At 54.1% G+C, this 21,576-nt stretch carries 20 protein-coding genes; 14 read left to right on the top strand and 6 right to left on the bottom strand.

Translation table 11 applies throughout. From position 1 onward, the window contains the following. Window positions 1-16: 16 nt before the first annotated feature. The 4 genes from B212_RS0116615 (at window position 17) to B212_RS0116600 (ending at window position 4,777) form a co-directional block, all read left to right on the top strand. On the top strand, window positions 17-301 hold the full coding sequence (locus B212_RS0116615; protein ID WP_019912049.1) for a hypothetical protein: 285 nt from the start codon (window positions 17-19) through the stop codon (window positions 299-301). Window positions 302-474: 173 nt separating this feature from the next. Then, entirely contained in the window at window positions 475-2,091 is a 1,617-nt protein-coding gene (locus B212_RS0116610) for a helix-turn-helix domain-containing protein (RefSeq protein ID WP_156830152.1), read from the top strand. Window positions 2,092-2,193: 102 nt separating this feature from the next. Then, the gene (locus B212_RS0116605) at window positions 2,194-3,234 is read left to right on the top strand and encodes an ABC transporter substrate-binding protein (protein WP_019912047.1); all 1,041 of its coding nucleotides are present in this window, start codon (window positions 2,194-2,196) and stop codon (window positions 3,232-3,234) included. A gap of 208 nt (window positions 3,235-3,442) precedes the next feature. Beyond that, complete coding sequence (locus B212_RS0116600) at window positions 3,443-4,777, top strand: DRTGG domain-containing protein (protein ID WP_019912046.1); 1,335 nt, start codon at window positions 3,443-3,445, stop codon at window positions 4,775-4,777. A gap of 81 nt (window positions 4,778-4,858) precedes the next feature. Here the strand turns inward: B212_RS0116600 and B212_RS0116595 are convergent, their stop codons facing one another. From B212_RS0116595 to B212_RS0116580, 4 genes are all read right to left on the bottom strand, one after another. Continuing rightward, the gene (locus B212_RS0116595) at window positions 4,859-5,710 is read right to left on the bottom strand and encodes a leucine-rich repeat domain-containing protein (protein WP_019912045.1); all 852 of its coding nucleotides are present in this window, start codon (window positions 5,708-5,710) and stop codon (window positions 4,859-4,861) included. Between the two features lie 22 nt (window positions 5,711-5,732). Continuing rightward, window positions 5,733-5,930: a YtpI family protein gene (locus tag B212_RS31665; protein ID WP_019912044.1), complete on the bottom strand. Its 198-nt coding sequence runs from the start codon at window positions 5,928-5,930 to the stop codon at window positions 5,733-5,735. 68 nt (window positions 5,931-5,998) lie between these two features. Beyond that, window positions 5,999-6,502 carry a hypothetical protein gene (locus B212_RS0116585; RefSeq protein WP_019912043.1) on the bottom strand — a complete coding sequence of 168 codons (504 nt, stop codon included), beginning with the start codon at window positions 6,500-6,502 and terminating at the stop codon, window positions 5,999-6,001. Window positions 6,503-6,509: 7 nt separating this feature from the next. Next, window positions 6,510-6,833 carry a YtrH family sporulation protein gene (locus B212_RS0116580; protein WP_019912042.1) on the bottom strand — a complete coding sequence of 108 codons (324 nt, stop codon included), beginning with the start codon at window positions 6,831-6,833 and terminating at the stop codon, window positions 6,510-6,512. 145 nt (window positions 6,834-6,978) lie between these two features. Here B212_RS0116580 and B212_RS0116575 point away from each other — a divergent pair, with 145 nt between their 5' ends. The 6 genes from B212_RS0116575 (at window position 6,979) to pyk (ending at window position 15,344) form a co-directional block, all read left to right on the top strand. Continuing rightward, window positions 6,979-10,674 (top strand): DNA polymerase III subunit alpha, encoded by a 3,696-nt coding sequence (locus B212_RS0116575; protein ID WP_019912041.1) that lies wholly within the window; start codon window positions 6,979-6,981, stop codon window positions 10,672-10,674. A 74-nt stretch (window positions 10,675-10,748) separates the two neighbouring features. Then, window positions 10,749-11,249, top strand: coding sequence for a phosphatidylglycerophosphatase A family protein (locus B212_RS0116570; RefSeq protein ID WP_019912040.1), 501 nt, complete (start codon window positions 10,749-10,751; stop codon window positions 11,247-11,249). Between the two features lie 145 nt (window positions 11,250-11,394). Then, complete coding sequence (locus B212_RS0116565) at window positions 11,395-11,583, top strand: hypothetical protein (RefSeq protein ID WP_019912039.1); 189 nt, start codon at window positions 11,395-11,397, stop codon at window positions 11,581-11,583. A 76-nt stretch (window positions 11,584-11,659) separates the two neighbouring features. Further along, complete coding sequence (gene accD, locus B212_RS0116560; RefSeq protein WP_019912038.1) at window positions 11,660-12,553, top strand: acetyl-CoA carboxylase, carboxyltransferase subunit beta; 894 nt, start codon at window positions 11,660-11,662, stop codon at window positions 12,551-12,553. A 1-nt stretch (window position 12,554) separates the two neighbouring features. Further along, entirely contained in the window at window positions 12,555-13,571 is a 1,017-nt protein-coding gene (locus tag B212_RS0116555; RefSeq protein ID WP_019912037.1) for an acetyl-CoA carboxylase carboxyltransferase subunit alpha, read from the top strand. A gap of 348 nt (window positions 13,572-13,919) precedes the next feature. Further along, window positions 13,920-15,344 carry a pyruvate kinase gene (gene pyk / locus B212_RS0116550; RefSeq protein WP_019912036.1) on the top strand — a complete coding sequence of 475 codons (1,425 nt, stop codon included), beginning with the start codon at window positions 13,920-13,922 and terminating at the stop codon, window positions 15,342-15,344. A gap of 220 nt (window positions 15,345-15,564) precedes the next feature. Here pyk and B212_RS0116545 read toward each other — a convergent pair whose 3' ends face one another. Next, window positions 15,565-16,308 (bottom strand): G1 family glutamic endopeptidase, encoded by a 744-nt coding sequence (locus B212_RS0116545; protein WP_019912035.1) that lies wholly within the window; start codon window positions 16,306-16,308, stop codon window positions 15,565-15,567. 116 nt (window positions 16,309-16,424) lie between these two features. Between B212_RS0116545 and B212_RS0116540 the strand changes: the two genes are divergently transcribed. From B212_RS0116540 to B212_RS0116530, 3 genes are read left to right on the top strand one after another with little or no spacing between them, the layout of a single operon-like run. After that, window positions 16,425-17,606 (top strand): MFS transporter, encoded by a 1,182-nt coding sequence (locus B212_RS0116540; RefSeq protein ID WP_019912034.1) that lies wholly within the window; start codon window positions 16,425-16,427, stop codon window positions 17,604-17,606. A gap of 41 nt (window positions 17,607-17,647) precedes the next feature. Then, window positions 17,648-18,184 (top strand): acyl-CoA thioesterase, encoded by a 537-nt coding sequence (locus tag B212_RS0116535; RefSeq protein ID WP_019912033.1) that lies wholly within the window; start codon window positions 17,648-17,650, stop codon window positions 18,182-18,184. Beyond that, complete coding sequence (locus B212_RS0116530) at window positions 18,181-18,579, top strand: FxsA family protein (protein ID WP_019912032.1); 399 nt, start codon at window positions 18,181-18,183, stop codon at window positions 18,577-18,579. The genes B212_RS0116535 and B212_RS0116530 overlap by 4 nt, the downstream gene beginning before the upstream one ends. Before the next feature lie 384 nt (window positions 18,580-18,963). Here the strand turns inward: B212_RS0116530 and ytvI are convergent, their stop codons facing one another. Then, on the bottom strand, window positions 18,964-20,079 hold the full coding sequence (gene ytvI, locus B212_RS0116525; RefSeq protein WP_019912031.1) for a sporulation integral membrane protein YtvI: 1,116 nt from the start codon (window positions 20,077-20,079) through the stop codon (window positions 18,964-18,966). Between the two features lie 379 nt (window positions 20,080-20,458). On the opposite strand from ytvI, the gene B212_RS0116520 reads away from it, so the two are divergent. Continuing rightward, window positions 20,459-21,571: a citrate/2-methylcitrate synthase gene (locus tag B212_RS0116520; RefSeq protein WP_019912030.1), complete on the top strand. Its 1,113-nt coding sequence runs from the start codon at window positions 20,459-20,461 to the stop codon at window positions 21,569-21,571. The last annotated feature ends 5 nt before the right edge of the window (window positions 21,572-21,576 follow it).

Below are 21,576 nucleotides of genomic sequence, written 5' to 3'. Positions count from 1 at the left end.
GAAGGAGCTGTCATCTATGAAAAAAAGAAACAAATTCAAGCACGTCGTCTACATGCTGGCGGCGCTGGCCATGCTTCTCTACGCTCTGCCGCAATTGTCTTTTCAGGGCGGACCAAGCTGGGCGCTGGGCTTCGGTGTGGTCTGGTGCATTTTTGCCTTTCTCGTCATCGCCTCGCACCTGCATTTCATCATTGGGGTGGATGAAGAGAAGCAGAAGCGGCTTGAGGCGGTCCGCAAAGCTAAGCTGGAGCAGTGGCAGGGCAAGTGGAATGAAGATGCAAGAGTCTCGCAAAGACTTTAGGAAAATACTGGAGCGGACGATGAAAAAATCGGCTGCTCAGCCCAGGGTGCTCCATTCGGCCGGAAACGGTAGTGTGAAGCGCCTTTTGCTTGTTGGTGGCGGGAAAAAATTGACGGTGATAATTATTATCAATTAAAATCATTTCGATAGATTGCGATAGACAAGGGGGGATCATGGATATGGATCACAATTTCGACCGGGAGTATGAGCTGGCAGTTCAAGAGCTGTTGGACCGAGTCTCCTTCCGGATGCAGGACTGCAGCCGGGAGACCGTAAGCGGGCCGCATGTACTGCTCGATACGGCTGCTCCCACCCACTGCTTGCTTGCCATAGACGGTCCGCCCGGCCGGCTGGTTCTTGATGGGCTGCCTTATCCGCTGGTGCCCAATGCTGTGTCTTATGTGATGCCGGGGCAGCGGGTGGAGCTGGACTTTGACTACGGCGAAGCACGCATACTGTACCGGATGTCATTTGAGCTTACCGGCGCAGGAGCTGACACCACACAGATTGTAAACGCGATGGCAGCTTGGCAGCGGTTCGCCGTTCCTGCGAACGCCTCCGCTCTGACATATTGCGGGAAAATCATGGACCACTGGAACACCGGCGATCCCGCGGAGCGGTTCATCAGCCATGCAGGTTTTCAGGAGCTGCTGTATATATGCTTCAGACGGAAGGAGCAGAACGAAGCGGCTTTGGAGAAAGCTTTTCAATATATAAAGACAAATTTCGGGGAAGCAGTCACGATTGAGGAGCTGGCGGAGAAGGCGGGCATGAGCCGGTATTATTTCATGCGCTCCTTCAAGGAACGCTTCGGGCAGAGTGCTATGGAATTTCTAACGGAGCAGCGTACCAATGAAGCCAAACGATTATTGGAGGCCGGCGGGACGCCCGGAGAAGTGGCAGATGCGGTCGGCTACAAGGACCCGCTATATTTCAGCAGCCAGTTCAAAAAGCAGGTGGGTATTCCGCCCAGACTGTATTCCCTGAATCGGAAGTGCAGGACGGCCGCCTACAGTTGGCCCAACATTGGCCATCTGCTGACGCTGCAAATGATTCCCTACGCCGCCCCCATGGATCAGACCTGGAGCGACGATTACTTCCGCAGATACCGGTTTGACGTCAAGGTGCCGCTGAGCCACGATTATGATTTTAACCGGCTGGCTCTGGAACGGGCGAAGCCGGACCGAATCGTCGCGCTGGACGAGATGATTCCCGAAGAGGAGAAGGAGAAGCTCCGTTCCATTGCGCCGATACTGTTCCTGAAGTGGCATGAGGATGACTGGAGAAGCCATCTGAGGGATACCGCGGGGTTCCTGGACAGGGAAAAGGAAGGGGAGCGCTGGCTGGCCCGTTACGATGAAGAAGCTGAGGCGGTGCGCCGGAACCTTCCGGGCAGCCTGCGGGAGAGCAGGCTTGCAATTCTGTCACTCTCCCCGAAAGGCATCATGCTGTGGGGGAGGCGCGCGGGCACGGTGTTGTATGATGACCTCCGGATCGGCGCTGCCCGCGGTGTCGGGGAAGTTAAGTTCACAGAGTATATCGAGGCTGGGCAGTTGTTGACACTGGAGGCGGATGCGCTGCTCGTGAGCGTGGCGAAGGAACGGCAGACACAGGCCGGATGGGAGCGGCTGCGGCAATCTGCGGACTGGAACAGCCTGAAGGCGGTCAGAAGCGGAAATGTATACCTGGCCCCAGGGCATGCCTGGCTCAGCGAGCCGTATCTTGAGTATACGGCGAACCGCCACAGGCAACTGCTGAATGAGCTGAAACTAGTATTTCGTGCTCTATAAATAGTGAAATCCGGCACGATTATATATTCTTTCTTGGTGCATTAGTGTTTATAATTACTCCAGTGAGAATGATTCTCAACATAACGTCCTGGAGGGGAAACCATGCTTGTAAATACAACAGCCGGCCGTTTCGGCAAAATCCTGAGTTCTAAGGCGCTGCTGCTCCTGATGCTTATGGGGTTAGTCGTGAGCGCCTGCGGCAATAACAACAGCGCAACCGGCAGCACAGCCCCGGCGGAGACCGGAGCCGCTTCTCCTGCAGCCCCTGCGGCGGAGCCCGCCATGCAAATCGTCAAGCACGCCTACGGGGAAACGGAGGTTCCGCTGCATCCGAAGCGTATTGCCGTTATCGGTCTGGAGGATGTTATGCTGTCCTTGGATGTACCGTTGGTGTATGCCTACGGTTTCGACGGCTTCTACCTGTACAACGAGTTAAAAGAGAAGAACATTCAGATGTCCGGCCAGGCGGATCTTACGCTCAATCTGGAAGCTATCCTTGCGGCACAGCCGGATTTGATTGTGCTTCAAAAATACTATACGGATGACAAGGGCTACGGGGAACTGAGCAAGATCGCACCGACGATTGCCTTCACTCCAGATGATTGGAAGTCATCCATTAAGGTTATCGGCCAGGCACTTGGGCTGGAAGACAAAGCGCAGGAAGTCATTCAGGCAAGCGAAGATAAGATTGCTGCTGCGAAGGCAGAGATTACTTCTGCTGTCGGAAGCAATAAGTCCGTTATCTATATCCGCCCATCGGATAAGGACCTGCAGGTGTTTTTCCCCAGCTTCATGCCGCTGCTCTACGACAAGCTTGGGTTCAGGGCGGATGCGAGTGTAGCCGAATTCCAGAAGACGGCAGAGGACGACTGGGGAATCAACACTTCCCTGGAGAAGCTTCCTGATATTACAGCAGATTATGTGTTCGCTATTTACGGCGGATCAATCAGCTCTCAGGAGGATTACGAGAAGGAAGTTGCAGCCCAATCAGAGGTGGAGAAGCTGCAGGTATGGAAAGTGATGCCTGCCGTCAAGCAGAAGCATTTCTACAAGGTATCGGCCAGAACGTGGATGTCTTCCGGGCCGATTGCCGAAGGCCGCATCGTCGATGATGTAGTGGCTGCGGTTACCGGCAAGCAATAGCTCCCTAGCAAGCCATGCCGGCTGTTCCGCTGCCTGCAACTATCCCGTTATAGTCTGTTCCACGAAGCCGCGATCCTCCCGCTGACGGAGAGTCGCGGCTTTGCTCTTGTCCGGCGTTATAATAGCGGTGAAGGCTGTTGTATTCAGCGGTTCCCACCGTGTATAATGGGTACAGAGTAGTACAGATCGGAGCATGGGGGTGTAACAGTTGGAAGGTCAAGGGGATAATATCACAAAACATGAACAACTGCTGCAGCACATCGAAAGCCTGAAGGTAGGGACCAAGATTTCCGTCCGCAAGCTGGCGAAGGAAATGGGTGTCAGCGAAGGCACGGCGTACCGTGCGGTGAAGGAGGCGGAGAACCTTGGCATCGTTATTACAAAGGAGCGGATTGGTACAGTCCGGGTGGAGAAGAAGCCGCGCAATATCTCCGACCAGCTTACCTTCGGCGATGTAGTCGATATTGTAGAGGGCCATGTGCTTGGCGGTGTGAACGGGCTGAACAAGCATCTTCATAAATATGTGATCGGAGCGATGAAGGTTGATGCCATGGTCCGCTATATCGACGCGGACAGCCTGCTGATTGTGGGCAACCGCGATGATGCGCATTCGCTTGCACTGGAGCAGGGCGCGGGGGTGCTTGTCACCGGGGGCTTTGGGACAAGCCGTGAGGTGAAAGCGCTGGCCGACGAGCTGGATTTGCCTGTAATTTCCTCCCGGCATGATACGTTTACCGTAGCTTCGATGATTAACCGGGCGATTTTTGACCGGTTGATCAAGAAGAAAATCATGCTGGTTGAAGATATTGTAGACAGCAAGCCCCGCCTCAATACGCTGAAAATAACCAGCACGGCCGGCGAGCTGCGGCAGCTCTCGCTGGACAGCGGAGAGCAGCGCTTTCCGGTTACTGATGAGTGGAACCGGGTCATTGGCATCGTGGGCCGCCGCGATGTGGAGGAGTTTGGCGAAGGGCAGAGCATCGAGAAGGCCATGGTCCGCAGCCCGATCACCGCGGCACTGCAGACCTCGCTGGCTTCGGCGGCGCAGATCATGATGTGGGAGGGCATCGACTTCCTGCCGATTGTCGACCGCAACCGCAAGCTGGTCGGCTCGCTCACCCGCAGAGAGGTGCTGCAGAGCCTGCGTGATGTCAGCAACCAGCCGCAGCTCGGAGAAATGTTCGACCATCTGATCTGGAATGGCTTTGCCGACGAGCGGGATGAGGAAGGCAGACTTTTTTTTCACGGCTTCATTACGCCCCAGATGGCGACGGACCTCGGAACCATTTCAGAGGGCGTATTGTCTACCCTGATGACCCTCTCCGCTTTCAGGGCGGCCAAGGATCTTACAGGCAACGATTATGTGCTTGACAATATGTCCACCTATTTTATCCGGCCGGTGCAGATTGAGCATTCGGTCATTGTGATGCCGAAGCTGCTGGAAATCAGCCGCCGCACCTGCAAGCTGGAGATAGAAATCAGCCATTTGGATACCCTGGTAGCCAAGGCTGTACTCATGCTGCAGTCGATTGACCACAACTGACGGCGTCAGCAAATGAACACACAAAGAAGACTATTCCAGGCCGCTGAGCAGGGAATAGTCTTCTTTGTGCAATGCCGTAAATTACAAATAAACAATACAGCCGTTATCCTCTAATTTGTGCAGCCAATTGGGAACGTTCAGCCCGTGATTCCACCTCAGATCCAAGCGTTCAAGCCCCTTGATTTCCAGCAGGGATTCGGGGATTTCCAGCAGGCCGTTGCTTCTTAAATCCAGCTCCAATAAATTAGCAAGTCCTCCGAGGCTCTCAGGAAGAGCAGTCAGCCGGTTATTTCTCAAGTTCAGCCTTCGTAGCCTCTTGCACCCGCCGAGCGATACAGGAATCTGAATCAACTGGTTGTCCTCAACATCCAGCACCCGCAGCTTCGTTAACTGGCCGAACATCTCCGGGAGTGTGGTTAGCCGGTTATTTCTCAGATGCAGCTCCCGAATATGGGTCAGACCGCCGAAAGCTTCGGGTAATGCGCTTAATTGCGTATTCATCACACGTAGCTCTACCAGTTTGGAAAGACTGCCAATTTCACCGGGCAATTCGTTAATAGGATTATCGCTGAGATTCAAATATTTAAGCTTGTCTAGCTTCCCGATTTCTGCGGGTACCGTTTGAATCAAATTATTATGAAGATAAAGATAGTCCTCCAAATGCGCCAGGCTGCCGATTTCCGGTGGAATGGCTTCTATTTGATTATGGCCAAAATCTATCATTTTGAGCTTGGCTAGTGCCTTGATCTGGGGAGAAACGCTTGTGAGCCCGTTAGCTGAAAGGTTTAAGACTTCTAAGCCATACATCTGGAAAATCTCTTCAGGGATGCTGTCAAAATGATTCTCGTACAGATTCAAATCCGCAATCTCACTCAGGGAATAAGCTGTTGCCGGCAAAGAAGTCAGATTACTGCGGGACAAATCGAGTTTCACTGCATTTCCTCCTCTTAATTGGTTACCCGGAGATGTTGAACGCCCCAAGCAGCAGAAAAAGCGCCTCGACAATGACCTTGCTTGTGGAGCCGCGGAACGTAAACATGCAGATTAGGCAGAGCGATAGTAGCATGCCGCCGGGCATGATGTTCATAACAGAGCGTGTGATGCCTTTTTCCAGAGGGTCCTGCGCTCTGAAATACTTGATCAGCAGAATCATGGACAGGCAGCTTCTTTTAGCAAATGTAAAAAAGCCGTTATCTGTAAGCTATTGTACCACGATTGTCCTTAGCTGCGTTTATAGGGACTGATTTCGACCCAAATTTGCAGCACGCCCTCCATGACGAGCATGGTGCGGATTCGAACCGAATATTCCTTCTCGCGCACGGTATAAATTTTGCCGTCCAGCAGCAGGCGGGCCAGCTTGCCGTCGCTGTCAATGTCGAACATGCTGCGCCCGCGCATAGGCTCCAGGTCGCTGCTCATGCGGCTGATGATTTCCTTCAAGGTTACGGGGTCTAGCTCGGCTGTGTCCTCCTCGGCCCTGCTGTCCTCCGTGCGGAGCTTGATTTCCCGGATAACAGTGGAGGTGTTGTTGTATTTCTTGAGCGTCTGAATGTCCTTCTGGTATTGCTCGATCTGCATGCGCATGTCCAAATTGTTCTGCCACAGCACATTGTATCCCATATGAAACACCGCATTGTACATGATGCTGCCCACGACCATCCCTAATACGAATATTGCGGAAATTTGCGAAAAGCGGCGGTAATACCGAAACGGTGGAACCCTCATGGCCTGCTCACCCCTTGCCGCACACCCATTTGACCAGCTCGCTTCCCATATGGGCTCCCAGGAAGGCGAAGACCAGGTAGAGAACCTGCTTGATAGCGGGAGAGAGATTGCCGCCCAGCATATTACTCTCAATGACCCGCATCGGGTCGATGGTTCCGCCGACCGCCGCGGCAAGCGCCCAGATTTTGATCCGGTCGGCCACATCCAGCATGGTTTGTGTCGGCGGCTGCAGCGAGACCACGGCCCCCATGCCGCCCAGCATCGCTCCTCCCAGCACAATCCCGAAGGCAATGAAGAAATCGAGAACGGCTTTGCTCAAAAAAACATTCATAATCAAGGCCCCTTTCCGAACCAGGCCGCTCTTGACTCAGCCTGTCCTTGTGCTCTTTCTTCATTCTATGGGCGGCTCCCCCTCTAATATGATAAAATAGTTACATCTTATGCTTTGATTTTGGAACCTGAAGGGAAGTGGGGGTATGAGCCCTTTCGTGCATTTGCATGTGCACAGCGAATACAGTTTACTGGACGGGGCGGCGCGCATTACGGACCTGGTGCGCCGGGCCGGCGAATACGGCATGACATCGCTTGCGCTTACGGATCATGGAGTGATGTACGGAGCCATCCCCTTTTATAAAGCGTGCAAGGCCAGCGGCATCAAGCCCATTATCGGCTGTGAAGCCTATTTGACGGCAGGCTCCCGCCGGGAGCGGGGCAGCCGCAAGGACCAGCCCATCTACCATTTGATTCTGCTCGCCAAGAATGAGACCGGATACAAAAACCTGATGCGTCTCGTGTCTATCGGCCATCTGGAGGGACAGCACTACAAGCCGCGCATTGATATGGAAGCCCTGGCCGCGCATGCGGAGGGTATCATTTGCCTCAGCGCCTGTCTCGGCGGCGAGGTGCCGCAGCATCTACTGAATGGGCGGGAAGAAGAGGCGCGCAGGGCAGCGCTGCGGTACAAGGCGATTTTTGGCGAGGACTTCTACCTGGAGCTGCAGGATCATGGAATTCCTGAGCAGAAGCGGGTCAACCCGCAGTTAATCGCTCTGGCGGCCGAATGCGGCATTCCGCTGGTGGTCACGAACGATGTTCATTATCTCGCCAAGGAGGATGCCGAGGTTCAGGACGTGCTGATCTGCATCGGCACCGGCAAGACCGTCGATGACGAGGAGCGCCTGAAGATCGGAACAGAGCAGTTGTTCCTCAAGAGCGGAGAGCAAATGGCGTCATTGTTCCCGCATGTGCCTGAGGCGATTGCCAATACAGCGGTGATTGCCGGGAAGTGCAATCTGGAGCTGACCTTCGGTGAGCATATCCTGCCGGCCTATTCTCCGCTGCCGGAGGGAAAAGATGCCGCGACCTACCTCCGCGAGCTGTGCTGGAGCGGGCTGGAGGCCCGCTATGCGGACACGCCGCGCTGGTCCTCCCGGGAAGAGAGGGATGCCGCCGGGGCGAGGCTGGCCTATGAGCTGGGCGTTATTGAGAACATGGGCTTCAGCGATTATTTTCTGATCGTCTGGGACTTCATCGCCTTTTGTCACCGGCAGGGAATCGTTACAGGTCCGGGAAGAGGCTCCTCCGCCGGCAGCTTGACCGCCTACTGTCTGCGGATTACCGATGTGGACCCGCTGAAGTACAATCTGCTCTTTGAGCGGTTCCTTAACCCGGAGCGCATTACGATGCCGGATATCGACATCGACTTCAGCGATGAGCGGCGCGACGAGGTTATCGCGTATGTGGTGGATAAATACGGCAAGGAGCATGTGGCGCAGATCATCACCTTCGGAACGATGGCGGCAAGAGCCGCTGTTCGGGACGTAGGGCGTGTGCTGAATCTGCCCTATAACGAGGTGGACAAGGCAGCGAAGCTGATTCCGGGGTATCTCGGCATCAGCATCACCCGGGCGCTGGAGGAGAGCGCGGAGCTGAAGGCGCTGTACGAGAGCAACCCGAAGATCAGGGACCTGCTTGACATGGCGATGAAGGTTGAAGGCATGCCCCGCCACGCATCGACCCATGCGGCAGGGGTTGTGATCTCCAAGGGGCCGCTGACCGATAACGTGCCGCTGCAGGCCGGCAACGAGAGCACGGCGCTGACCCAGTATTCGATGGAGCATCTGGAGAGCATCGGGCTGCTGAAGATGGATTTTCTCGGGCTGCGCACCCTGTCGATTATCGAGCGCTGCATGAACTGGATCAGGGAAATGACCGGCGGTGTGCCTGATTTCCGCAGCATTCCCGACCATGATCCGCTGACGTACGAGATGCTGGGAGCGGGTGAAACGACCGGCGTCTTTCAGCTTGAGTCGGCGGGGGTACGGCGGGTGCTGAAGGATATGAAGCCCACGGGCTTCGAGGATATCGTCTCCGTGGTGGCGCTGTACCGTCCCGGCCCGATGGAATTCATTTCTAAATATATCGCAGGCAAGCATGGCCAGATTGAAGTGGAGTATCCGCATCCCGATCTGAAGCAAATTCTGGATGATACTTACGGCATTATCGTCTATCAGGAGCAGATTATGCAGATCGCCTCACGGATGGCCGGCTTCTCGCTCGGTGAAGCGGATCTGCTGCGCCGTGCGGTCTCCAAGAAGAAGCGGGAGACGCTGGACAAGGAGCGCGGCCACTTCGTGCAGGGCAGTCTTCAGATGGGCTATACGGAGGCGGATGCCAATGCCGTCTATGATATGATCGTGCGCTTCGCCAACTACGGTTTTCCGCGCGCCCATGCTGCGGCTTACGGCGTGCTGGCCTTCCAGACGGCCTACCTCAAGGCCCATTATCCCGTGCAGTTCATGGCGGCCATGCTGACCGCCGTGATGGGCGTCCACCGCAAGGTGGCGGAATATGTGCTGGAATGCCGGCGCAGCGGCATCGGCGTTTTGCCGCCGGATGTCAACGAGAGCGGTGTGCTGTTCACTCCCGTTCCGGGTGAAGGCACAGGACATATCCGCTTTGGACTGGCGGCGGTCAAGAATGTCGGCACACTTGCTGTGGAGAACATCATGGAGGTGCGCAGGGAGCGTCCGTTCGACAGCCTGCTTGACTTCTGCCGCCGCGTGGATCTGCGCGTCTGCAACAAGCGCGTCATAGAATCTCTGCTGCAGGCCGGGGCTTTAGACCGCTTGCCCGGACACCGGGCACAACTGCTCGCGATGCTGGATGAGACAGTGGAAGCCGCAACGAAGTGGCGCAAGGAACGCGACGAGCTGCAGATTCAGCTCTTCGACGATTTGATAGAAACGCCGAACTGGGAGATCCGCTACCCGGATATCCCGAATTTCACGGTCACCCAGCAGCTCGAACTGGAGCGCGAGCTGCTCGGGCTTTATCTGTCCGGGCATCCGCTTGACGATGCCGCGGAGCTGCTGGAGGAGCCGGGGATGCAGCGGCTGATGGATCTGGGCGAAGCGGCGGACGAGAGCCAGGCCGTGACAGCGGGCATGGTCGTGTCCGTCAAGGAAATCACGACGAAGGCCGGCAAGGCGATGGCCTTCGTGGAATGGGAAGACCAGATCGAGCGCTGCGAGGTCGTGCTCTTCCCCGAGGTGTGGAAACGCAGCCGCGCCCTGATTGTGAAGGGCGCGCTGCTGGCCCTGCGCGCCAAGGTGCAGCAGGAGGACGAGGGCTTCAAGCTGCTGGCCGAAGAGGTCGCGCCGCTTGGCGCGGACACGCTCCGCGGCCTGCTGCAGCGCCGCAGCGCAGCCGCCGCCCGGGCCGCAGGCGCGGGCCGGGCGGCCACAGCCGGAGCGCCCGGCGGCGCTCCGGCAGCGCGGACAGGCGCCGGCAGCCCCGGCGCCTCCCGCAGCGGCGCAGCCGGCGGAGCCGCTGCGCCTGCCACTGCGCCGCGCGCGGCGGCGCCCGCGCCTGCGGCGTCCACGTCCGCCGCGTCTGTGCCATCCGCGGCGCAGACGGCCGCTGCTCCTGGCGCAGCGGAGAGCGGCCAGCGTGTCTTTATCAAGATCACGCTGGCCGCCGAGAACCCGGCGCTGCTGTCGCGCCTCCAGGCGCTGCTGCAGCGCCATCCGGGCCCGGCAGCTACCCTGCTGTTCTACGAGCGCGACCAGCGGCTGCTGGCGCTCAGCGACGGCTACCGGATCAAGCCCTCGGAGGAGCTGACCGCGGCCATCGAGACGATGATGGGGGCTGGAACAGTAAGAATAAAGTAAGAACATTTCCACCCCTTTCCGCATACATTAGGAAACCACAGGGCATTGTCCCGTGCGGAAAGGGGAAGATTACCATGTCATATCAAATGGCAGCGGAGCTGCTGGAGCGCAGGGGAGTGTCGCTGGCGTCCATTGCTGAGATCGTATATATTTTGCAGTCGGTCTATTATGCCGAATTAACGCAGGATGAATGCCTGGAGAGTGTACAGTCGGTCCTTGGCAAAAGAGAGGTCCAGTACACCCTCATGACTGGCGTCGCACTCGACGAATTAGCGGAGAAGAAGCTTCTTCCCCAGCCGCTGCAGGCGGTGATGGAGGCGGATGAATCGCTGTATGGCGCGGACGAGACCCTGGCGCTCGGCATCACGGGGGTATACGGAATGATCGGGCTGACAGGCTTCGGTTATCTTGACAAAATAAAGCTTGGAATCATCGGCAAGCTGAACGCGGATAAGGGAGGCATTCACGTATTCCTGGACGATCTTGTTGCCGGAATCGCAGCGGCGGCATCGGCCAGAATCGCGCACGGGCATGAGGGGGCCAAGGTATATCCATATAGCGCCGGCACGGAATAATTGAATGGACCGGAACCGCTGAATGCAGCCTCCTGCCCTTGTTCCTTCACTCCGCTCCTGTTGCGGGAAAAAAGAAAACTGTGTTATCATGATTCCATCATACGGGATACGGCTGGGAATTAAGATTAGGGAGGCTTTGCAAGGCATGTGGACGGTAATTTATATAGCTCCGACCGCCAAAGTGGCGGATATGATTCAGAGCAAGCTTACGGAAGAAGGCTTTCTGATAAAATGCCGTCCGGTCAATATGTCCAAGCAGCAGTTTGAGATTCTGGTTCCTTCGGGTGAGCTTGAAGAAGTGCAGGAAGTCCTTAATCTGATTCTGCATCCCTGAATGTTTATCAAAGTGAGCAGTGATGACAGCGGCAAGCTGCTGAATGCGCAAATAAACGGCTGAAGAGGTGCGATCCTTGTTCAAAGATTTGTTTCAGAAAAAACGGAAGTACGCGACTATTCCTTCAGAACGTCTGGAGCGGAGCGGCGGAGCAGCGGAAGGTGAACGCCCCAAACGGGAGATTCCCGAGGGCTTAATGAGCAAATGCAGTAAATGCGGAACGATTCAGTACAGCAAGGAGCTGGAGAAGAACCTGAAGGTATGCCCTTCCTGCGGCCACCATATGCGGCTGAACGCTTCGGAACGGATCGCAATGACGCTGGACCCGGAAGGGTTTGTTGAGTTTGACAGCGCTATGGCATCCGTAGACCCGTTGCAGTTTCCCGGCTATGCATCGAAGCTGGAGCAGCAGCAGTCCAAAACCGGACAGGTTGATGCTGTAATTACGGGACAAGGCACCATTGGCGGCCATCCGGTCATTGTGGCTGTGATGAATTTTGAATTTTTTACCGGCAGTATGGGCTCAGTTGTGGGCGAGAAGATTACCCGCGCGGTGGAAGAAGCCACCGAGAAGAGACTCCCGCTGCTGATCTTTTCGACTTCCGGCGGAGCACGGATGCAGGAGAGTATTCTGAGCCTGATGCAGATGGCCAAGACAAGCGCGGCGCTCGCCCGGTTTGGCGAGGTGGGCGGACTGTATATTTCGGTGATTACCGATCCAACCACGGGCGGTGTATCGGCGAGCTTTGCCAGTCTGGGCGATATTATCATTGCCGAGCCGGGAGCCGTATTTGGTTTTGCCGGCAGAATTGTCATTGAGCAGACGATCCGCCAGAAGCTTCCTGAGGACTTCCAGACTGCTGAATTTAATCTTCAGCACGGACAGCTTGATCTCGTGGTGCACCGCAAGGAAATGCGCGCCACACTGACCAGGCTGCTTGACCTGCATGACGTGAAAGGGGGATTTTAGGTTGGCGGGAGAGTTGCCTTTTGAAATGCCTCTACTGGAAATGCGCAAGAAGATTGCTGAGCTGAAGCAGTTCGGCGATGAGAAGGGGATTGATTTCAGCGATGAGATTGCCCGGCTCGAAGAACGTTACCGCGTGCTAGAGGATGAGATTTATTCCAATATTTCGCCTTCGCAGAAGATGCATTTGGCACGGCATCACAGCCGTCCCACCTCGCTTGATCTGATGGGGCTGATTTTTACTGACTATATTGAGCTGCATGGCGATCGTCTGTTCGGTGATGATCTTGCTGTAGTTGGCGGAATTGCCAAGCTGAACGGAGTTCCCGTAACCGTAATCGGCCAGCAGCGCGGCAAGGATACGAAGGACAATATTGCTCGTTTCTTCGGCAGCGCGCATCCTGAAGGCTTCCGCAAATCGCTTCGTTTGATGAAGCAGGCCGAGAAGTTCGGCCGTCCGATCATTACCTTTATTGACACCAAGGGGGCTTACCCCGGCAATACGGCAGAGGAAAGAGGCCAGTCCGAGGCGATTGCCAGAAACCTGTATGAGATGTCCCAGCTTGCCGTCCCTGTGATCTCTATTGTGATCGGCGAAGGCGGCAGCGGCGGAGCGCTGGCTTTGGCTGTAGGCAATCGTGTACTCATGCTGGAGCATGCAATTTATTCGGTAATCTCCCCGAACGGGGCGGCGTCTATCCTGTGGAAGGATGCTTCCAAGGCAGAGCAAGCTGCAGAAGCCATGAAGATTACGGCAGCCGACCTGCTGGATATGGAAGTCATCGAGGAGATTGTGCCTGAGCCGAAAGGCGGCGCCCACCGTGATTACGAGGCGACGGCGGCAGCAATCAAGGATGCCGTATGGCGTCATTTGCAGGAGCTGTCCGCGATGGACTGTGCTGAACTCAAAGAGGACCGTTATCTGAAATTCCGCAAAATCGGTAAGTTTGCCGAGGGCGAAACAGAGCTCGTTGCCGCAGAAGATAAAGAACAGGAAGAAGAAGTGCAGAGCGTCGAATAGGCCCGGTATTTTACAAAGTTGAGGCTGTATTCGTTTGCACTTTCACACATAAATCTGCTTTTTTAGTCCATCATTGAAACTGGAAGCGGCATACATTTATTAGCTTGGAAATAATCCCGTGCAACCTGCGGGGTTATTTTAATTTGTGCGCATTCTTTGAAAATTCGACTTAAATTTACAATGAAAAGACGCTTCAACATTGATTTTGTGCCCAAGTTGCAGTAATATTCATAAGGGCGCAGTTAAAGGTTCATGTGATAAAGTTCCTATGCAAACGACAAGCCTTATAGTAGATTTTGTAGTTGGAAAAAGTGAGACAGAGAGAACGAAAAAACGGAGGAAAACCTAATGCGGAAAAGTAAAATTGTATGTACGATTGGTCCTGCTAGCGAATCGTTGGAGAACATCAAAAAATTGATTTTGGCCGGTATGAATGTAGCCCGTCTGAACTTCTCCCACGGCGATTTTGAAGAGCACGGCAACCGGATCAAAACGATCCGTCAGGCTTCCCAGGAGCTTGGAAAGACTGTTGCTATTCTGCTCGACACCAAAGGTCCAGAAATTCGCACAGGCAAGTTGGAAGTAGAACCGATTGAACTGGTTCAGGATGAGTACCTGACATTGACTACGGAAGAAATCCTTGGCAACCAAAACCGTATCTCTATCACGTACAGCGACCTTCCTAACGATGTTCAAGTAGGCTCGACTATCCTCATCGACGATGGTCTTATCGGACTTACCGTTGTTGACATTCAAGGCACAGAAATCAAGACCCGCATTGTTAACGGTGGTACAATCAAGAGCAAAAAAGGCGTTAACGTACCAGGAGTTGCCATCTCCTTGCCGGGCATTACGGAAAAAGACACCAACGATATCATTTTTGGGATCGAACAGGACATTGATTTTATCGCCGCTTCCTTCGTTCGCAAAGCCAGCGACGTTCAGGAAATCCGTGCACTGCTTGAGAAGCACAACGCTTCCCACATCCAAATCATTTCCAAAATCGAAAACCAGCAAGGTGTTGACAACCTTGATGAAATTCTGGCAGTTTCCGACGGCCTGATGGTTGCCCGCGGCGACCTTGGCGTGGAAATTCCTGCTGAAGATGTGCCTTTGGCTCAAAAGCTGATGATTCAAAAATGCAACATCGCCGGCAAACCGGTTATCACAGCTACACAAATGCTGGATTCCATGCAGCGCAACCCGCGTCCTACCCGCGCTGAAGCGAGTGACGTAGCGAACGCAATTTTTGACGGAACCGATGCAATTATGCTGTCCGGTGAAACTGCTGCCGGGAAATATCCGGTAGAATCTGTTCTCACAATGTCTCGCATTGCTGAGAAAGCTGAATCCGCACTGAACCACCGCGAAATCTTCATGAAGCAGCAAATTGCTCAAGAAACAACAGTAACTGAAGCGATCAGCCAATCCGTAGCGATTTCGGCTCTGGATCTGAATGCTAAAGCTATTATTTCTTCAACAGTAACAGGACACACGGCACGTGTGGTTTCCAAATATCGTCCTAAATCGCAGATCATCGCGGTGACGACTCAAGAAAGAACAATGCGTCAACTGGCTCTCGTATGGGGCGTAACTCCGGTTCACGGACTTGAAGCCACTTCGACAGACGAGCTGCTGGAAACTGCTGTTAAAGGCGGTAAAGCATCCGGTCTGGTTAGCGCCGGCGATCTTGTTGTCATTACAGCAGGTATCCCGCTCGGACGCTCCGGCTCCACTAACCTGGTGAAGGTAGAAACTATTCCTGCGGGCTAATTTCGGAAAAATGCTTTTTGCCATATTTGACTGAATTCAAAAAAGCAATGGTGCAAGATGCCATTGCTTTTTTTGAATGTTAAGCTGCTCTGTCAATTGTTATGCCAGCCCCATAATCATCTTTTGTGGCGATGTGTCAGTCGGCACCCGGATGGTTTTGCGGCTGTTTTTAATTTCGGAATTGTTATATATTGAATTGAGAGTTTTGAGGAAAGTACAATTAAGACCGGACAAAAATGGCGCTTCCGGAGTGGGCCAGAGGTTTTCCTTTACGATAGACGCGGTTGACGATAAAAGCATCACCGTTAGCATTAGGACTGCCAGGCACGGCTACCGTGATCTTATTCTGAACCATGATACCGCTGTCGGCAGGCGTCAGATTGGGGCTCTTGCCGTTCACGCGGCTGGAGAAGAATCTGGTGGCAGTCATTCTACTGAGTGCTCCGATCTTGCCTCCCACCTGGGGAGCTTCCATGATCCATTCTGCGGAGGAGTGCGGTCCGGTATAACGCTGCAATGTACGGAAGGTCCATTGCTTACTGAGATTACAGAGGGTGATGCGCCACTTGCCGCCGCTTTCCTTGGCGATGGAAGCCCGCATGTGGTCACCCGGTGAGACAGGGAGCGGGATTACCGTTTCCGCAGCAGGGAGGATTTCCCACCAGGCGTAATAGTGGACTGCCCCGTTAACGGATTCATGGCCGGTTCCCGTCTGGATCAGATTGCTGTTCTTGAAGCCGTCGATGCCGATCCAGGCCGAGGAATAAGTAGGCCCCGAAGTGGCTTTGACAAAAGGGACAATCCATTCACCGGATATTCGCCTGAAAGTACCCTTTTTACCGGAGATGGCATATCCGCTCCAGTTGCTGGAGACCCAGCCGAATCCGGTGCTTTGAGCTTTGTTCTTATGGGCTTTAGCCGTAACACAGGGCCGGGTGCGCTTTGAAAGATCAGCTTTGCTCACAGATCCACCGCCTTTGCGATATAAGGATTTATAGTTTGCTGCTCTATTAAATGCGGCAGATGGTTTTGAAGTATGGGTATTCCGTTAAAAAGGAATAGAGAGGACCTATCGCACAAATGAAGAAAATGCTTAATCTGCGCGGATTTTATCTTTTTTTGGGACTCGCCGGCGGCTCGTTTGGCTCGTATCTTACTCTTCTTTTGAAGCATAATGGACTGGACAGCAGCCAAATTGGTATGCTGATGGCGACGGGCACACTGATTGCAATCTGCATTCAGCCTCTTTGGGGCGTCATTTCCGACCGTTATAACCAGACCCGGCTTGTACTTATTCTGAGTGTGGCTGTCCCGGCGGTGCTGGCTACGTTGTATCAATCCGAATATTTCATCCTATTGCTGGTCGTCTACACGCTGGCAACCATCTTCTCATCTACACAGGCTCCTATAGCCGATTCTTACGCCATTGCAGCAGCGAACCAGGCGGGGGCTACCTATGGAAGCATTCGGATGATGATGAGCATAGGGGCGGCCGTAGGCGCCTTTATGGGGTCGCAGTATGTATCGCATTTTTCTGTGTCCACGATCTGGCTGCCGTATCTGCTCCTCAATGGCGTTGCCGTCATTTTTGCGCTTACGCTGCCTAAGGAGGCCGAAGAGAACCGCATGATGAGCCAGTCGTTCTCCAACGGGATCAAGAAGCTGCTGGGCAACAAGATCTTTTTGGCTTTTCTGGGCGGAAGCTTTTTGGTGAACCAGACGATGACGGCTTTTGGCACATATTTTGTGCTGGCCTTTCAATCTGTCGGGGGCTCCACGAGCTATGCCGGAATTGCGCTTTTCATCGCCTCTGTAACCAACGTTCCCTCCATGCTGTACGCCTCCAAGATCATCAGGAAGCTGGGACGGGAACGCACACTGCTGCTGGGGGCGCTGATCTATGTGCTGCGGTGGGGAATTCAGGTCGCCTTTCCGAGTCCTGTAGTGATGGTTGCTGTGCAGGTGCTGCACGGCTTGTCTTTTGGGCTCTTTTATATCGCAGCGGTCGAATATGTGTCTCAGATTACATTGCCGGAGATGCAGGCTACGGGCCAAAGCGTGTTCAATATTGTGTTCTCCGGCTTTGCGGGAGTTCTGGGCAATCTGCTGAACGGAATTTTGCTGGAGCAAGGCGGTGTGGGACTGATGAATCTGTCCTGCATGCTTAGCTCATCTGTGGGAGCGCTTTTGCTTTTTTACGTAGCCCGAAGCACGCGGGGCAGCCTTCCGCTGCCCGTAGCTTCCAAGGGGACCGGGGCTTAAGTAGTACCGGAGAATGTTAGTAGAGAAAGGGGCATGTACAGATGGAATCACGTAATCCGGTATTGACCAGCCGCTGGCATGGCACTGCCTTCCGTGTACGTTATCAGGAAACCGATCAAATGGGTGTGGTGTATCATGCCAATTATTTGAGCTGGTTTGAGACTGGACGCACCGAGATGTTCCGCGGGCTGGGTTTTGCCTACCGGACGCTTGAGAGCATGGGGGTGCTTCTGCCTGTCACGTCTGCAGATTTGCAATTTAAAAGTCCGGCGCGCTATGATGATCTTATTGCCGTATATGCACGGCTTACGACCTTCTCGGCGTTGAGGGTGGTATACGAATATGAAATCCGGAGGCTGGCAGAGCCGGAAGCGGGCAAGAGCTCAGATGCTGCTGCGCTTGCAGAGCTTCCCGTGCCGACGGGCCTAGAGCGGTTGCCTGGAGAGCTGCTGGTTACCGGCTCAACGAGCCATGTGTGGCTGAATATGGACTGGAAGCCTGTTCGACTGGACCGGGTGCTGCCGGAATTGTTTTACGCCATAACGATGGCGCTAAGGAAAGAAGGAGGAGCAGAATGATAAGAAGCAAATGGCTGTGGGCTGCATTATTTATTATCCCAGCCGTGGAATTATTCGGGTTTATTTATGTGGCAGGTTTTTTGGGAGCGCCCAAAACGCTGCTGCTCATGCTGGCTTCCTCCGTAATCGGCTTCTTAATGATGAGGTTCGAAGGCAAGAAGGTGCTGCTGGACAGCAGGACGCAGATGGAGGAAGGCAAGGTGCCGGGACGGACCATGCTGGACGGCCTGTGCATATTTTTTGGCGGTCTGCTGCTGATTCTTCCAGGATTCGTGACGGATATCGTCGGCTTTACTCTGGTGTTTCCGCTGACCCGGCCGCTGTACCGGGTTTTTCTGTTGAAGTGGATTGAGAAAAAAATGAAAAACGGCACCTTCACCTTTTACCGCAGATAAGCTGGTAAGAGGAAGGCGCCGCCGCGCATGAGGCACATTTTGGGCATGAGGCTGTATTTTATACAGCAGACATCCATGCCGCTCTGTCGCGGCACTTTAGACGATGAAATTTCATAGAAGACCCTCAATTTGGCTTCGCCAAATTCGAGGCTTCCATAACAATGTCCTCTGTTCGGACATCGTTATTTCAGGATAGACATCCCGCTTTTAGGGCTGAAAATCAATTCTGCTGCAGTTTATGCAATCATATTCGGGGATATCTGCGGAATACCGGGTGTCGCTTGAATTCTGTTGCAGGAAGTGCAGCAGATTCTAATTCCCGGTTCAGGTGGAGCGTTTCTAATGCAGATTCTGCAGTAGAACGCTCTTTTTTTACATTTGAAGCTAATGCAGCCTGCCGCTGACGATGTAGCTGCGCAGGGCGCGGAAGACGCCGGCCCGGTTGAAGGCGTCGAGGATGACCAGAATCACCGGACCGAGGAGAAGGCCGAGCATGCCGAATAGTTGCATGCCGGCGTACATACCGATCAGCATGGCGAGCGGATCAAGGCCGATGCTGCTGGCCAGCACCTTCGGTTCGAGCACCTGGCGGGTAATCAGGATCACGGCATAGAGCACCGACAGCCCGATGCCAAGCGCCAGATTGCCGGTCATGTAGGAATACACCGCCCAAGGGAGCAGCACAATGCCTACGCCGAGATAAGGGAACAGATCAACTATTCCGATGGTCAGTCCGATGGCAAAGGCCGAATCCACACCCAGCAGCAGCAGGCCAATGATGACAATTATCGCTGTTATGGATATGAGCACGAGCTGCGCCCGCAGGTAGCCGAACAGCGCCTTGCGCAGACCTTCCCAAATATCGGCCACCGGCCTTCGCAGAGGCGCGGGCACAAGCGCATTCAGTTTAGCATTATGCCGCTCCCAGCCGGTGCTGAGAAAAAAAGCGGATAACACTACGACGACAAGAATGGTGCCTATGCTTGGCAGGGCGGAGACCAGCTTCAGGATCATGTTGAAGAAGCCGGTGATGAGCTGCGTCACGGCCTGACCCACCGTTTCTGTAGTCCGGCTGATATTGCTGTCAATAGTGGCGTGATAATTCGGGTTGTCGTGGTAGAACTGGTTGATTTGGTTAATAATATTTTGAATGCTGGCATTGCGGCTGACGGACAGCAGCAGCTCCCGCCACTTATCGGTGTGAAGATCGAAGGTCTGGAGCAGCACGATCAGCTCCTTGACAAGCCTTGTAATCAGCGCGGTCAGTACAAGCAGGGTCCCCCCGATATAGAACAGCAGCGACAAGGATACGGCCAGCCAGTGCGGAAGCTTGAAGCCTCTGAGGATGAGCACCAGCGGATGGATCAGGTAAGCGAGCAGATAGGCGAGCAGCAGCGGGTAGACCAGCGGCAGCAGCATATATACTGCAAGCAGCAGCGACACGGCGGCAAGGACGACCCACAGGCCGCGCAGCACTCTTTTTAATACCAATGAGTCCATCAATTTATCCCCTCCAGGTAAGGCTGCACGCGCCCCGAAAAACGGCTCGTCTTATATATATTCATAGCTTGGATATAAAGACTACCAGATGTTGAACGCCGCTCCTTATAAACTGAAAGCGCAATCATGAATCAGAGCAGCCGGAAGTTTTTTTCTATCTCTCCGATAAAATCATTTAATGCGGTGCAAAGCTTCCACGTTGTTCACATAACCGTCAAAATCCGGTATGATAATGAAAGGTTCAAAGCCAAAATTTCGTTGCATTCTCTGCGGGAGCTCATTTTGACTATTTATTGATAATTATGATACCTTGAAATGTAAATGTTTTCATGAGCTAAAAACGGCTTTTATACTCTTGTTGGCAAAGGAGAGATATACCATGACAGCTACTAAAGGACTGGAAGGCATCGTTGCTGCTACCTCCTCGATCAGTTCAATTGTGGACGGCGTGCTCACTTACCGTGGTTACGATATTGATGATCTTGCGGCAAATGCCACCTTCGAAGAGACCGCATATCTGCTGTGGTTCGGCAATCTTCCGACGACTCCCGAGCTGCACGCGCTGCAGCGTGATCTTAGCGCATTCGCCAAGGTCCCGGAGCAGGTAATCGCGCAAATGAAGCTGTATCCCAAAGAAGCCAATACTATGGCGGCGCTGCGTACGGCTGTATCCAGCCTTGCTCTGTATGACGAGGCGGCAGACGACATGAGCCGTGGAGCGAATGAAGCTAAGGCTGTAAAGCTGCAGGCACAGATTCCGACGGTGGTCGCCGCACTGTCCCGGATACGCAAAGGTCTGGAGCCTGTTGCGCCAAAGGAAGGCGTCTCGCTTGCCGAGAATTTCCTGTATATGCTGTGGGGCAAACAGCCGGATATCGTATCCATCAAAGCGCTGGATGCCGCGCTTGTACTCCATGCCGACCATGAGCTGAACGCTTCCACATTTGCCGGCCGGGTAACTGTAGCTACGCTCTCCGATATTTATTCCGGCGTAACTTCGGCAATCGGCGCACTGAAGGGGCCGCTGCACGGCGGGGCGAATGAGGCCGTGATGAAGATGCTGGAGGAGATCGGCAGCCTGGATAACGTGGAGCCGTATATCCGGGGCAAGCTGGAACGCCGTGAGAAGGTGATGGGCTTCGGACACCGTGTCTACAAGAACGGCGATCCGCGCGCCAAACATCTCATGAAGATGTCCTACGAGCTGGGAATGATGAAGAATGACACGACGCTCTACGACATGTCGGTGAAGATTGAAGAGCTGATCACAGGGCAGAAGGGACTTAAGCCTAACGTGGATTTTTATTCGGCTTCGGTTTACACGCAGCTTGGCATTGACCGGGAGCTGTTTACGCCGATCTTTGCGATTAGCCGCACTTCGGGATGGACCGCACATATTCTGGAGCAATATGTAGATAACCGCATCATTCGTCCGCGTGCGGAATACACAGGTTTATCCGAACAAAAGTACGTTCCGGTAGACGAGAGATAAAAGCG

This window comes from Paenibacillus sp. HW567, assembly GCF_000374185.1.
Classification (GTDB): domain Bacteria; phylum Bacillota; class Bacilli; order Paenibacillales; family Paenibacillaceae; genus Paenibacillus_AQ.
Note: the sequence above shows the minus strand (reverse complement) of the source record. Positions and strands in the feature narration are given on the sequence as shown.

Bases quoted from the DNA above. Each gene is read 5' to 3' on its own strand.
- pyk (WP_019912036.1), top strand. From the start codon at position 13,920: ATGCGGAAAAGTAAAATTGTATGTACGATTGGTCCTGCTAGCGAATCG.
- B212_RS0116585 (WP_019912043.1), bottom strand. From the start codon at position 6,502: ATGAGGGTTCCACCGTTTCGGTATTACCGCCGCTTTTCGCAAATTTCC.
- B212_RS0116575 (WP_019912041.1), top strand. From the start codon at position 6,979: ATGAGCCCTTTCGTGCATTTGCATGTGCACAGCGAATACAGTTTACTG.
- B212_RS0116570 (WP_019912040.1), top strand. From the start codon at position 10,749: ATGTCATATCAAATGGCAGCGGAGCTGCTGGAGCGCAGGGGAGTGTCG.
- B212_RS31665 (WP_019912044.1), bottom strand. From the start codon at position 5,930: ATGATTCTGCTGATCAAGTATTTCAGAGCGCAGGACCCTCTGGAAAAA.
- B212_RS0116615 (WP_019912049.1), top strand. From the start codon at position 17: ATGAAAAAAAGAAACAAATTCAAGCACGTCGTCTACATGCTGGCGGCG.
- B212_RS0116605 (WP_019912047.1), top strand. From the start codon at position 2,194: ATGCTTGTAAATACAACAGCCGGCCGTTTCGGCAAAATCCTGAGTTCT.
- ytvI (WP_019912031.1), bottom strand. From the start codon at position 20,079: ATGGACTCATTGGTATTAAAAAGAGTGCTGCGCGGCCTGTGGGTCGTC.
- B212_RS0116520 (WP_019912030.1), top strand. From the start codon at position 20,459: ATGACAGCTACTAAAGGACTGGAAGGCATCGTTGCTGCTACCTCCTCG.
- B212_RS0116610 (WP_156830152.1), top strand. From the start codon at position 475: ATGGATATGGATCACAATTTCGACCGGGAGTATGAGCTGGCAGTTCAA.
- B212_RS0116530 (WP_019912032.1), top strand. From the start codon at position 18,181: ATGATAAGAAGCAAATGGCTGTGGGCTGCATTATTTATTATCCCAGCC.
- B212_RS0116565 (WP_019912039.1), top strand. From the start codon at position 11,395: ATGTGGACGGTAATTTATATAGCTCCGACCGCCAAAGTGGCGGATATG.
- B212_RS0116540 (WP_019912034.1), top strand. From the start codon at position 16,425: ATGAAGAAAATGCTTAATCTGCGCGGATTTTATCTTTTTTTGGGACTC.
- B212_RS0116580 (WP_019912042.1), bottom strand. From the start codon at position 6,833: ATGAATGTTTTTTTGAGCAAAGCCGTTCTCGATTTCTTCATTGCCTTC.
- B212_RS0116535 (WP_019912033.1), top strand. From the start codon at position 17,648: ATGGAATCACGTAATCCGGTATTGACCAGCCGCTGGCATGGCACTGCC.